This is a genomic window from Pseudomonas sp. CDFA 610 (assembly GCF_021147865.1).
Taxonomy (GTDB): Bacteria; Pseudomonadota; Gammaproteobacteria; order Pseudomonadales; family Pseudomonadaceae; genus Aquipseudomonas; species Aquipseudomonas alliivorans.
This window is the reverse complement of record NZ_JAGTPM010000002.1, coordinates 325,847-338,631: the sequence shown is the minus strand read 5'-3', so window position 1 is coordinate 338,631 and position 12,785 is coordinate 325,847. Positions and strand designations below refer to the sequence as shown.

10 protein-coding genes and 3 tRNA genes are annotated in these 12,785 nt (G+C 60.5%); 10 read left to right on the top strand and 3 right to left on the bottom strand.

Translation table 11 applies throughout. The features are described from left to right. Positions 1-7: 7 nt before the first annotated feature. From KDX39_RS04520 to KDX39_RS04495, 6 genes are all read left to right on the top strand, one after another. Positions 8-1,219 (top strand): O-succinylhomoserine sulfhydrylase, encoded by a 1,212-nt coding sequence (locus tag KDX39_RS04520; RefSeq protein ID WP_231659532.1) that lies wholly within the window; start codon positions 8-10, stop codon positions 1,217-1,219. Between the two features lie 50 nt (positions 1,220-1,269). Continuing rightward, a complete protein-coding gene (locus KDX39_RS04515; protein WP_231659654.1) occupies positions 1,270-2,034 on the top strand; it encodes an SDR family oxidoreductase in 765 nt (254 codons plus the stop codon). Between the two features lie 141 nt (positions 2,035-2,175). Then, positions 2,176-2,251: transfer RNA gene (locus tag KDX39_RS04510), tRNA-Val, on the top strand. A 66-nt stretch (positions 2,252-2,317) separates the two neighbouring features. Beyond that, positions 2,318-2,394 (top strand) — tRNA-Asp (locus KDX39_RS04505). 114 nt (positions 2,395-2,508) lie between these two features. Further along, a tRNA-Asp gene (locus KDX39_RS04500) sits at positions 2,509-2,585 on the top strand. Between the two features lie 220 nt (positions 2,586-2,805). Next, the gene (locus tag KDX39_RS04495) at positions 2,806-3,636 is read left to right on the top strand and encodes a DUF2242 domain-containing protein (protein WP_231659531.1); all 831 of its coding nucleotides are present in this window, start codon (positions 2,806-2,808) and stop codon (positions 3,634-3,636) included. Between the two features lie 95 nt (positions 3,637-3,731). Here KDX39_RS04495 and ilvA read toward each other — a convergent pair whose 3' ends face one another. Beyond that, a complete protein-coding gene (gene ilvA, locus KDX39_RS04490; protein WP_269439810.1) occupies positions 3,732-5,267 on the bottom strand; it encodes a threonine ammonia-lyase, biosynthetic in 1,536 nt (511 codons plus the stop codon). Positions 5,268-5,660: 393 nt separating this feature from the next. On the opposite strand from ilvA, the gene KDX39_RS04485 reads away from it, so the two are divergent. Continuing rightward, complete coding sequence (locus KDX39_RS04485) at positions 5,661-5,831, top strand: hypothetical protein (protein ID WP_231659530.1); 171 nt, start codon at positions 5,661-5,663, stop codon at positions 5,829-5,831. A 6-nt stretch (positions 5,832-5,837) separates the two neighbouring features. Here KDX39_RS04485 and KDX39_RS04480 read toward each other — a convergent pair whose 3' ends face one another. Together KDX39_RS04480 and KDX39_RS04475 are read right to left on the bottom strand one after the other, a co-directional pair. Then, complete coding sequence (locus tag KDX39_RS04480; RefSeq protein WP_231659529.1) at positions 5,838-6,878, bottom strand: AraC family transcriptional regulator; 1,041 nt, start codon at positions 6,876-6,878, stop codon at positions 5,838-5,840. Between the two features lie 2 nt (positions 6,879-6,880). Then, positions 6,881-8,023 carry a nitrilase-related carbon-nitrogen hydrolase gene (locus tag KDX39_RS04475; protein ID WP_231659528.1) on the bottom strand — a complete coding sequence of 381 codons (1,143 nt, stop codon included), beginning with the start codon at positions 8,021-8,023 and terminating at the stop codon, positions 6,881-6,883. Between the two features lie 224 nt (positions 8,024-8,247). Between KDX39_RS04475 and KDX39_RS04470 the strand changes: the two genes are divergently transcribed. The 3 genes from KDX39_RS04470 (at position 8,248) to KDX39_RS04460 (ending at position 12,742) form a co-directional block, all read left to right on the top strand. Then, on the top strand, positions 8,248-10,287 hold the full coding sequence (locus KDX39_RS04470; protein ID WP_231659527.1) for an NADPH-dependent 2,4-dienoyl-CoA reductase: 2,040 nt from the start codon (positions 8,248-8,250) through the stop codon (positions 10,285-10,287). 51 nt (positions 10,288-10,338) lie between these two features. Beyond that, positions 10,339-11,274, top strand: a complete 936-nt coding sequence (locus KDX39_RS04465) for a 1-aminocyclopropane-1-carboxylate deaminase/D-cysteine desulfhydrase (RefSeq protein ID WP_231659526.1) — start codon at positions 10,339-10,341, stop codon at positions 11,272-11,274. Between the two features lie 121 nt (positions 11,275-11,395). Beyond that, positions 11,396-12,742, top strand: a complete 1,347-nt coding sequence (locus KDX39_RS04460; protein ID WP_231659525.1) for an MFS transporter — start codon at positions 11,396-11,398, stop codon at positions 12,740-12,742. Positions 12,743-12,785 lie beyond the last annotated feature (43 nt).

The window sequence follows — 12,785 nt, the reverse complement described above, 5'->3', positions numbered from 1 at the left end:
TAGCGGCATGACTCAGGAATGGGATGCGGGTCGTCTCGACAGCGACCTTGAAGGCGTAGGGTTCGACACCCTCGCCGTACGTGCCGGGCAACATCGCACGCCGGAAGGCGAGCATGGCGATCCGATGTTCTTCACCTCCAGCTACGTGTTCCGCACGGCCGCCGACGCGGCCGCGCGTTTTGCCGGTGAAGTGCCGGGCAACGTCTACTCGCGCTACACCAACCCGACCGTTCGTTCCTTCGAGGAGCGCATGGCGGCGCTGGAAGGTGCAGAGCAGGCCGTCGCCACGGCGACCGGCATGGCTGCCACGCTGGCGGTTGTCATGAGTCTGTGCAGTGCCGGTGATCATGTGCTGGTGTCCCGCAGCGTATTCGGTTCGACCATCAGTCTGTTCGACAAGTACTTCAAGCGTTTCGGCATCGAAGTGGACTACGTGCCGCTGGCGGATCTGAGCGGTTGGGATGCAGCGATCAAGGCCAACACCAAAATGCTGTTCGTCGAGTCGCCATCCAACCCATTGGCTGAGCTGGTGGACATCGCCGCGCTGGCAGAAGTCGCCCACGCCAAGGGCGCGATGCTGATCGTCGACAACTGCTTCTGCACACCAGCCCTGCAGCAGCCGCTGAAACTGGGCGCTGACATCGTGGTCCATTCGGCAACCAAGTTCATTGACGGCCAGGGTCGTTGCATGGGCGGTGTGGTTGCCGGGCGTAGCGAGCAGATGAAGGAAGTGGTCGGATTCCTGCGTACCGCCGGGCCGACCCTGAGCCCGTTCAATGCCTGGATCTTTCTCAAGGGCCTCGAAACCCTGAACCTGCGCATGCGCGCTCATTGCGCCAACGCTCAGGCGCTGGCCGAGTGGCTTGAGCGGCAGGACGGTATCGAGAAGGTCCATTACGCCGGCCTCAAGAGCCACCCGCAGCACGAGCTGGCTCAGCGTCAGCAGAAAGGCTTCGGTGCGGTCGTGAGTTTTGAGGTTAAGGGTGGTAAAGAGGGCGCGTGGCGCTTCATCGATGCGACGCGACTGATCTCGATCACCGCCAATCTGGGCGACACCAAGACCACCATCACTCACCCGAGCACTACGTCCCACGGGCGTCTGGCCCCTCAAGAGCGTGAAGCCGCCGGTATTCGTGACAGCCTGATCCGTGTTGCGGTAGGGCTGGAAGATGTCGCAGACCTGCAGGCCGATCTTGCGCTGGGTCTGGCGGCCTTGTGACGGCTGAAGTGAGCAGCGACGCGAGTGAAGGGATGAGCGACGACTGGGCGATGAAATTCTCCAGTACCCACAATGGCCGCGTGGCACTGGTCACCGGTGCCGCACGCGGCATCGGTCTGGGCATTGCAGCCTGGCTGATTGCCGAAGGCTGGCAAGTGGTATTGGCCGATCTGGATCGCAGACGTGGTTCGAAAGTGGCCGGTGCACTGGGCGAAAATGCCCTGTTCATCACCATGGACGTCGCGAACGAGGAACAGGTCGCCGCGGGCGTTGCCGAGGTGCTTCGGCGCTTTGGGCGACTGGACGCGCTGGTGTGCAATGCGGCGATTGCCGATCCGCATAACACCACGCTGGAAAGTCTTGAGCTGTCGCACTGGAATCGCGTGCTGGGTGTCAACCTTGGCGGGCCGATGCTGTTGGCCAAACATTGTGCGCCTTATCTGCGTGCGCATTGCGGCAGCATAGTCAACCTGACCTCGACACGTGCCAGTCAGTCCGAGCCTGATACCGAGGCCTATGCTGCGAGCAAGGGCGGTCTGATAGCGCTGACACATGCGCTCGCCATCAGTCTGGGTCCCGAGATACGTGTCAACGCTGTCAGTCCCGGCTGGATCGACGCGCGTGATCCTTCATTGCGCCGCGCCGAACCGTTGTCGGAGGCTGATCATGCGCAGCATCCTGCGGGCAGGGTAGGGACAGTGGAGGACGTGGCGGCAATGGTCGCGTGGCTGCTTTCCCGTAACGCCGGTTTTGTCACCGGGCAGGAATTCGTGGTCGATGGCGGCATGACCCGCAAGATGGTGTACGCCGAGTAGTTGCACGTCTACGTTTGCAAGCAGGTGTGTTTGGCTGACTGGTGTATGGGGTGCGATTGAAGCGGTTTTTAAAAAAACTTCAATCAGGCTATTGACTTAGGTTCGTTAGGTGCGTAAATTTCGCGGCCTCAACGAAGCAAAGGGTGATTAGCTCAGCTGGGAGAGCAGCTGCCTTACAAGCAGCGGGTCGGCGGTTCGATCCCGTCATCACCCACCATCGTTGAGTTTGAAAGCTGAAGCACGAGGGCTTTCAAAGTTGAAATCGGACGCAAGTCCACACTGCGCAGCGGTAGTTCAGTCGGTTAGAATACCGGCCTGTCACGCCGGGGGTCGCGGGTTCGAGTCCCGTCCGCTGCGCCATATTTGTACAGATTCGGTTCGCCGGGTCTGAGGTTGAAGGACTAAAGTCATTCAGTCTGATGTACAGGAAGCAAACTATTCAAAGTTTGTTTCAAACAGGTTTACAAGCGATACGCAGCGGTAGTTCAGTCGGTTAGAATACCGGCCTGTCACGCCGGGGGTCGCGGGTTCGAGTCCCGTCCGCTGCGCCATACAAAGCTTCAAGGCCCTTGAACTCCTTGAAGCAACAAAAAAGCGACCATTGGGTCGCTTTTTTGTTGCCTGCGATTTGGCAATTTATTCCAGCGTAACGCGCCTTGTATCGAATCGTTGCGAACTCTGCGTTGATCCTGCGTCGGCCTTGTTGCAGACTTGTCGCCATTTTCCAGTTTGCAGTCTTGCTGGCAGTCATTTCCTTCCTCAGGATTATCGATGCTTAAGTTACTGAACGTTCGTACTGCGTGCGCTGTGTCCATGCTGCTGTTGGCTGCTGGCTGTTCTTCGCCCAAGCAGGCGGTCTACGACCATGAACATTTCGACGATGCCGGGACATTTTCCCGCAGCTATCCGGCAACTGACCTGTCGTCCTGTGAAGCCGGGCGCCGGGCCTTGCTGAGTCAGGGTTACATCATCACCAGTAGCGATCCCAAAATGATTGCCGGGCGCAAGAGTTTCCAGCAGACGGGCGAAACACACATCGAGATCAGCTTCAATCTGGTCTGCGCGGCCGACGTGACGGCGGGCAGTTCGACCATGTTTGCCAACGCCCTGCAGGACCGCTACGCACTGAAGAAAACCAACAACTCTGCGAGCCTCGGAGTAGGGGTGCTGGGCTCGGTGTCGATGCCGATTGGCTCGACCGATGATTCGATGGTCAAGGTTGCCAGCGAGACAGTTGCCTCTGCCAAGTTTTACGAGCGTTTTTTCGGTCTGGTCGAGAACTTCCTGCCGCCGGATGTGAAGAAAGCTGCGCATATCGTCGAGAAGCCAAAGGCCGATCTGGGTGTGCCTGACCCAGCGCCTGCTGCTGTGGCGCCCAAACCTGCCGAACCTGCGCAACTGGCGCCGAAAGCGGTTGAGGCTGCGCCCAAGGTTGAACCGGTTGCCGAGCCCGAGGCCGAGTCCGTAGCGCCCGCTGCCAGCGAGCCCGTCCCGGCACCGGACGAGCCTGCTTCTTTCAAGGCCGAGACGATTACCCCGCCGGAGACTCAGCCGGTCGAAATGACCACGCCTGCGCCGGTCGAGACCCAGCCAGCACAGTAGTTGCTCTGTGCTGAACCGGGCGTAAGCATCTGCGAGACTTACGTAAGCAGAGCCAATGGGACGCTCCGCGTCCCGGCGTCCTCAGCGTTGGGACTTCAGCCCAAAAACAACTTGTACGCCGGGTTCTCGCTCTCGTCCCAATACGGATAGCCGATCTCGGTGAGTGCCTGGCTTACCAGATGCCGCTCCTCCTCGGGCACCACCAGCCCTGCGACGACTCGCCCATCCGCCGCGCCATGGTTGCGGTAGTGGAACATCGAGATGGTCCAGCGTCCGCCCAGGCGGTTGAGAAAGTTGAAGAGCGCACCAGGCCGTTCGGGGAATTCGAAGCGCAGCACCACTTCATCGCTGACGCGCTCGGCATGTCCGCCCACCATATGGCGGATGTGCAGTTTGGCCAGTTCGTTGTCGGTCAGGTCCAGCACCGGAAAGCCCTGCTCGGTCAGGCTGGCGATCAACGCGCTGCGCGGATCGTTTTCCGGGTGGGTCTGCACGCCGACGAAGATGTGCGCTTCGCGGTCGGTGTGGTAGCGGTAGTTGAATTCGGTGATCTGCCGCTTGCCGATGGCCTCGCAGAAGGCCTTGAAGCTGCCCGGCTTTTCCGGGATGGTCACGGCGATGATCGCTTCGCGCCCTTCGCCCAGCTCGGCGCGTTCGGCCACATGGCGCAGGCGGTCGAAGTTGACGTTGGCCCCGGAGTCGATCGCCACCAGGGTCTGGCCGCTGACGCCGCGCTGTTCGACGTACTTCTTGATGCCGGCCACGGCCAGCGCACCCGACGGTTCGGTGATGGAGCGGGTGTCGTCGTAGATGTCCTTGATGGCGGCGCAGATCTCGTCGGTGCTGACCGTGATCACTTCATCCACGTAATGACGGCAGACTTCAAACGTGTGATGGCCGATCTGCGCCACCGCCACACCATCGGCAAACAGCCCGACCTGGCTGAGCACCACACGCTCGCCTGCGGCCAGGGCGGCTTGCAGGCAGTTGGAATCGTCCGGTTCGACGCCAATGACCTTGATGTCGGGCCGCAGGTATTTGACGTAGGCCGCAATACCCGCGATCAGTCCGCCACCGCCCACCGGCACGAAAATCGCGTCCAGTTGCCCCGGCTGCTGGCGCAGGATTTCCATCGCCACCGTGCCTTGCCCGGCGATGGTGTCGGGGTCGTCGTAGGGATGGATGTACACAAAGCCCTGCTCATCGACCAGCTTCAGCGAATACGCCAGCGCTTCGGGAAACGAATCGCCATGCAGCACCACCGTTGCGCCACGTGAGCGCACGCCTTCGACCTTGATCTCGGGCGTGGTGCGCGGCATCACGATGGTCGCCTTGATGCCCAACTCCCGGGCTGCCAGCGCCAGCCCCTGCGCATGGTTGCCCGCCGAGGCCGTGACCACACCGCGCGCCGCGTCTTCAGCGGTCAGTTGTGCCAGCTTGTTGTAAGCGCCGCGAATCTTGAACGAGAACACCGGTTGCAAGTCTTCGCGCTTGAGCAGGATCTGATTGCCCAGTCGCTCGGACAGCTGACGTGCGCCGTGCAGCGGGGTCTCGATGGCGACGTCGTAGACGCGTGAGGTGAGGATCTTGCGGGCATAGTGATTGAGCAGATCAGGCTGGCCGTGACTCATCGCGTCGTGTCCTTGCAGGTCGTTGTTTTGCAGGAGGCGTTGCAGGAAAACGCAACGATCAAATGCGCGGCTGCAATAAGGGCGATAGAGCGATGGATAGCGATCATGTCTGACTCCTGTTGAGCATTCAGTGGCTCTGGAGGCAGAAAAAAACCCGCCACCAGGGCGGGTTTTTTTGCAAACGTCGGCTAACCCGCCATGACTGGAATGACGGTAATAATAATCTGGCCGACGTTTTGCTGGATGAGGTTCATGTCGCCGAGGGTAGGGCGGCCGGGGCAATGAAGTCAAGGCTTGATTGCCAACATCTCAAGACGTCCTGCGTCTGAAGATCCTGTCAGCCTTTTCGTTTATTGATGGGTATCAACATTTTTATTTCACATTGGCACTTTAATGTTGATCCAGCGGTCAGTTATTCCAGCTTTACTGACCGTAGTAAAAATCACCGCAAGACTCAATCAGCCGGAGGGCGAAGAAATGGATGAATATCAAGAAGAACTGCTCGAATATCGTGCGTCGGAACTGGACCCGGTAGAGCCGGCCGACGACGCTACCGAACTGTGAAGGGCGTCAGGCAGTTCGGCGCTGGCTACGGCGGAACTCCCCCGGAGTCTGTCCGTTCCAGCGTTTGAACGCACGTTGAAAGGCTTCGGCCGACGCAAAACCCAGCAGATAGGCAATCTCCCCGAACGCCAGTTCAGTGTCGCGAATATAGGTCATCGCCAAATCACGGCGCGTGTCATTCAGGATTTCGCGAAAACGGGTGCCTTCTTCGGCCAGCTTGCGGCGCAGCGTCCATGTCGGCAGCTTCAACCGTGCTGCCACTTCCTCCAGATCCGGTTCTCTTGCCCCGCTCAGTAAGGGGCCCAGCAACTGAGTGATGCGTTCCCGCAGACTGCGTGTGCGGGTCAACTGATCCAGTTCCTTCTCGCACAATTGCAGCAGATGCCGCCAGGTGCTTGGGCAATGATCGGGGTTTTTCATGGCCAGACTGTCCAGACTCAGCCGAAGCTGATTGGTGGTCGCACCGAACGCAATCGGGCTGTCGCTCAGGTGTGCGTACTGCGCTGCATAGTCAGGTGCTTCGAACTCGATTTCCACCCGCTGAGCATGCAGTCGGCTGCCAGCCAGCGACGAGAGTTGTGTGATCCAGCCGCTCAGGATCGAGTCCACGACAAAGCGGTTGTAACTGTTGTAGGGGCTGATGGAGTAGAAGCGTATCCAGGCCCCGCCAGCGTCTTCGTGAAAGCTCGACTGGCCTCGATAGTTTGCGCCGTAAAGAGGCTCGAAGCGGATCATCGTGCGGGCCGCCTCGCGCACATTCGGAGCTTGGGCTGCGGTGACACCGGCGAGCCCTGCCTGGCCGAGCCTGCTCAGTTCTCCCATGCGCAGCCCCAGCCCCGGTTGACCGGTAAGCTGAATGGCGGCGTGGCCCAACCGCATGTAGCGCGGGATCGACAGCCGTGCACCGGCTTCGCCCAGACGGGTTGCATCCAGACCGTATTGTTCGAGCAGCAGGTCGGGATCGTGCCCGAAACTGCGTACAGCGTCCGTCAGGCTTTGGACAAAACCTACCGACAGATCACCCAGGCGCAAGGTCAGGTTCGGCATGTTTAGAGCCAGACATTGATCAGGCGGGCGCCGCCGTTAACGTTGTTTTCAACCGGCTGCTCGGCAATGATCTGACCGCTGTGGCTGACGAAGCTTTGCCCGGAAGTGCCCTGATTCCAGAATTGTCCGCGCATGAACACGCTGATACCGGCTCTGGCCGTGCTGCGTGGTTCACGTGCGATCAGGGTCAGGCGATGCCAGGCTTCGCGTTCGCTCAGGCTGCCGGGCTTGAGATCCAGTGTTGGCGTATCGTGCGTGCGGGTGCCATGCCACGGGTTCGACCAACTGTTCCTCCCGTTTACAAAGGCAGGCACGACGATCAGTTCGGCGTTTTGCTGATTCATCCGGGTGTAGTTATCGGGATACCAGCTGTCGGTGCCGATGAGGATCCCCAATCGACCGGCAGGTGTGTCGATCACGTTGACCTGAGCGTTGCCTGCCGCCTTGACGTAGCGCTTCTGGTAGCGACTTGCATACAGCTGGCGTTGGGGCTGGCCCAGCGGTTTGCCGTCACTGCCAAAGGTCACGCTGCTGTTGTACAAGGCACCGCTGCCAATCTGCAGTTGTCCGTCTTCCACGCGAGGGTTCGGCAGCACGATGGAGCCTGCCACCAGCGTTATCTCGAACTCTCTGGCCAGCCCGCCGAAAACGTTCTGGTAATCGCGCACCATGGAGCGCGCTTTCATCCGCAAGCGTGCATCGTCCAGACGCTTTTCGCCCTCGGCGCCGAGCATCGCCGTGACGAATTTCAAAGGATTGCTCCAGGCCAGCCAGTCCATGGACTCGTCCACGGTGGACGCCTGATAGAACTGGTTCTTCTCACCACTGGCATACAACCAGGTGCCGATGTGCTCAGGCAGCACAACGATGGTCCGGGCGTTGATCAGCCCATGGTCACGCGCCTGCTGCAGATAGGCCGCGAGTTTGCGATGCAAGTGCGACAGGTCCTGATAATCAGTGGGAAACAGCTCGGGCTCGATGCCCAGCAGGTTTCCCCGCTCGCCGGGTTGCCCTTCATTGATGGCCAGGCGGATGCGCAGATCCGACAGGTAATGCCCCATGGGGCGCTGCTCGGTCCAGAGCGCGTAACTGACAAGGCTGGCCAGGCTCACCAGGATGAGGCAAGTGGCAAAGAATTTACGCATAAGAGGGGCGCACGGCTGCCTTGATGAAATTGTCGACTAGGGTAGGACTACACCCGGCGCTTGCCAAGGGGTGCTGCGCGTTTGGATCAATAACTTGTCACTTTCGGTCATTGAGTGTGATTGGGTGGCTCTTTACTGTTGCGCCATACAGGTCCGCAGGATCTTGATGAAGAGGGCACGCAGAGGCCCTCATCTACCCGTGATTGAAACGATGGAGCTCCGCCATGACTGCTGCTCATTACCCGCATCTGCTGGCCCCGCTGGATCTGGGCTTCACCACGCTGCGCAACCGCAGCCTGATGGGCTCGATGCACACCGGCCTTGAAGAGAAGCCAGGCGGTTTCGAGCGCATGGCGGCGTACTTTGCCGAGCGTGCACAGGGCGGTGTAGGCCTGATGGTGACGGGTGGCATCGCGCCGAATGAAGAAGGCGGCGTCTACGACGGCGCGGCCAAACTCACGACTCCGGAAGAAGCCGGGCAGCATCGCGTCGTGACCCAGGCGGTCCACGAGGCAGGTGGCAAGATCTGTCTGCAGATTCTGCATGCCGGACGCTATGCATACAGCCGCAAGCAGGTCGCGCCCAGTGCGATTCAGGCACCGATCAACCCGTTCAAGCCGCGCGAACTGGACGAAGAGGGCATCGAAAAACAGATCAGCGATTTCGTGACCTGCTCGACGCTGGCTCAGAGCGCAGGCTATGACGGCGTGGAGATCATGGGGTCGGAAGGTTACTTCATCAATCAGTTCCTGGCCGCGCATACCAATCACCGCACCGACCGCTGGGGCGGCAGTTACGAAAACCGCATGCGTCTGGCGGTCGAGATCGTGACGCGGGTGCGCCAGGCCGTCGGCCCGAACTTCATCATCATCTTCCGCCTGTCGATGCTGGATCTGGTCGAAGGCGGCAGCACCTGGCAGGAAATCGTGCAGTTGGCCAAGGCGGTCGAACAGGCGGGCGCGACGATTATCAACACGGGCATCGGCTGGCACGAAGCGCGGATTCCGACCATCGCCACCAAGGTCCCGCGCGCCGCGTTCAGCAAGGTCACGGCCAAGCTGCGCGGTTCAGTGAACATTCCACTGATCACCACCAATCGGATCAATACCCCGGAAGTCGCCGAGCGGATTCTCAGTGAGGGTGATGCGGACATGGTGTCCATGGCGCGACCGTTCCTGGCCGATCCGGAATTCGTCAACAAGGCTGCGGCCGGGCATGCCGAGCTGATCAACACCTGCATCGGCTGCAATCAGGCTTGTCTGGACCACACCTTCGGCGGCAAGTTGACCAGTTGCCTGGTCAACCCGCGTGCCTGTCACGAAACCGAACTCAATTATCTGCCCACCCGCCAGATCAAGAAGATCGCCGTGGTCGGCGCAGGCCCGGCAGGGCTGGCAGCGGCCACGGTGGCTGCCGAGCGTGGACATCAGGTGACCCTGTTCGATTCGGCCAGCGAAATCGGCGGCCAGTTCAACATCGCCAAACGCATTCCGGGCAAGGAAGAATTCTCCGAAACCCTGCGCTATTTCACTCACAAGGTGCAGAACACCGGTATCGACTTGCGTTTGAATACTCGTGTGACGGCGCAGGATCTGTTGGGCGCAGGTTTTGAAGACATCATCCTGGCCACCGGCATCGCTCCGCGTACACCGGCTATTCCCGGTATCGACAACCCGAAGGTGCTCAGCTATCTGGACGTGATCCTGCAGCGCAAGCCGGTAGGGCGTAGCGTCGCGGTGATCGGGGCGGGTGGCATCGGTTTCGACGTGTCGGAGTATCTGGTGCATCAGGGTGTCGCCACAAGCCTGGACCGCGAGGCGTTCTGGAAGGAGTGGGGCATTGATACCACTCTGGAAGCGCGGGGTGGCGTTGCGGGGATCAAGCCGGAAGTCCATGCGCCGGCGCGTCAGGTTTTCCTGTTGCAGCGCAAGAGCTCCAAGGTTGGCGACGGTCTGGGCAAGACCACCGGCTGGATTCATCGTACCGGCTTGAAGAACAAGCAGGTGCAGATGCTCAACAGCGTTCAGTACCTGAAAATCGACGAGGCCGGTTTGCATATCCGCATTGGCGAAGAAGGAGAGGAAAAGTTGCTGCCGGTGGATAACATTGTGATTTGCGCTGGACAGGACCCACTGCGCGAACTGTACGACGATCTGGTCGCGGCGAAGCAGAACGTACATCTGATCGGTGGCGCGGACGTGGCAGCCGAGCTGGATGCCAAGCGGGCCATCGACCAGGGCTCGCGACTGGCCGCCGGGCTGTGACATTGCACGCGGGCAGGTAAACTGCGGCCCGTTCCATAACCGGCCTTGACCATGATTCGTGACGCCCTTGACTGGCAGCCCGTTGCACCGCTTGAAACCCTCGACTTCGACTGGCTGCAACAGGCCGGGGTCGAGTTAGCGATCCTGCGTCTGGATCTCATCGATCCACTGATCAGCGGCAACAAATGGTTCAAGCTGATCGGGCACCTGACTCGGGCCGTTCGCGTCGGGGCAACGGGTGCGATCAGCCTGGGCGGCGCTCATTCCAATCATCTTCATGCACTGGCCGCAGCGGGCAAGCGCTTTGGTTTCCCGACCGCAGGCCTGTTGCGCGGTCATCCGCAGGAAACGCCAACTGTGCTCGACTTGCAGGCGTTCGGCATGCAGTTGCACTGGCTCGGTTACGCCGGTTATCGCGAGCGGCATGCGGCTGATTTCTGGCTTCCCTGGCAGGCGCGTTATCCAGAGCTGTATCCGATTCCTGAAGGCGGTGGCGGTTTGCCGGGGACCGAAGGCTGCGCGCGGCTGTTGTCGCTGGTTCGCAGCCAGCTCTCGCAATCGGGCTGGGACGATTACCACGGCTGGTGGCTGGCCGCCGGGACCGGCACAACGCTGGCCGGACTGGTCATTGCCGAGCAGGGTATCCACCCGGTGTATGGCGCGATGGCGGTGCCGGATGATCATGGCGTGGCACAGAACATCGCTGCACTGGTTACTGATGACCCGTCCCGCTGGCAGTTGCTTGATGCCAGCCGAGGCGCGTTTGCCAGGACGGATGCGCTCCTGCTGGAGTTCATGGATCACAGTGAAGCACACGGTGGTGTACCGCTTGAGCCACTTTATACGGGCAAAGCCTTGCTGGCGCTGCATGACGAAGTGCTGGCTGGGCGCTTCAAACCCGGCACCCGCCTGGTTTTTGTCCATACCGGTGGGTTGCAGGGCAGGCGTGCGATGGGATTAAAGCCCGTGCCAGAGCCTTTGGCATGAAAACTGTACTTGTATGCGCCGAGGCGTCGGCCCTGACTATGCGGATGACTGTTCTGGACTGAGGTGTCCGGGTCGCTGTCTCGATAATCGATCCATCCCAGATCCATACGCCGAGGTCAGCATGACAACTACCGCCGCAGAACACGTCGATCCTGCCACGCTGAGAAAAGTCATCGTGGCGGCTGCCATTGGCAACTTTGTCGAATGGTTCGACTTTGCCGTCTATGGCTTTCTGGCCACCACCATCGCCTTGCAGTTCTTCCCCAGCGGCGACACCAGCGCAGCGCTGTTGAAAACCTTCGCCGTATTTGCCGTGGCATTCGCGTTCAGGCCGCTGGGTGGCATCTTTTTCGGCATGCTGGGTGATCGGATAGGCCGCAAGCGGACGCTGGCCATGACCATTCTGCTGATGGCGGCGGCAACGACCCTGATCGGTTTGCTGCCCACATACGCCGCTATCGGAGTGACCGCACCGATTCTTTTGACCATCATTCGCTGCGCTCAAGGCTTTTCGGCCGGTGGAGAATACGCCGGAGCCTGCGCCTACCTGATGGAGCATGCTCCGCGTACGCAACGCGCCTGGTACGGCAGCTTCGTGCCGGTTTCGACCTTTTCCGCCTTCGCGGCGGCGGCCGTGGTGGCTTATGCGCTCGAGGCCTCGTTGTCCTCTGAAGCCATGGGCAGTTGGGGCTGGCGTCTGCCGTTTCTGATCGCTGCGCCGCTTGGGTTGGTGGGCTTGTACCTGCGCTGGAAGCTGGATGAAACTCCGGCTTTCCAGGCGGTCACCAAGGAGCACGCGGTCGCCCACTCACCGCTCAAGGACACTCTGCGCAATCACGCAGGCGCGATTTGCTGCCTGGGTGCGTTCGTGTCGCTGACGGCGTTGTCGTTCTATATGTTCACCACCTACTTCGCGACCTATTTGCAGGTGGCGGGCGGTTTGAGTCGGGCGTCCGCGTTGCTGGTGTCGCTGATTGCCCTGGCATTCGCCGCAGCGATCTGCCCGCTGGCAGGCGCCTATTCTGATCGGGTAGGGCGTCGCGTCACCATGGCCACTGCCTGCATTCTGCTGATGCTGGTGGTGTTTCCATCGTTTTTGATGGCCAGCTCCGGCTCGTTCGCAGCTTCAGTGGTCGGTGTCATGCTGTTGGCAGTCGGCGCAGTGCTGTGTGGCGTGGTCACGGCAGCGCTGCTGTCAGAGACATTTCCGACCCGCACGCGATACACCGCGTCGGCCATCACTTACAACATGGCCTACACACTGTTTGGCGGCACTGCACCGTTGGTGGCGACCTGGCTGATCAGCACGACCGGCAGCAACCTGTCACCGGCGTTCTACCTGATCGCCGTGGCGGTAATGGCGATGGTGGGTGGTCTGGCCTTGCCCGAGACTTCCAGGGTTTCGTTGCATGATGTGGCGGTTGCGGATGACGAGGCAGCGATTGGTTCAGCTCAGACGCATGCATGACGCCTTATTTGCCCATCGCTGCGCATGGGCATGCCTCCCGTAA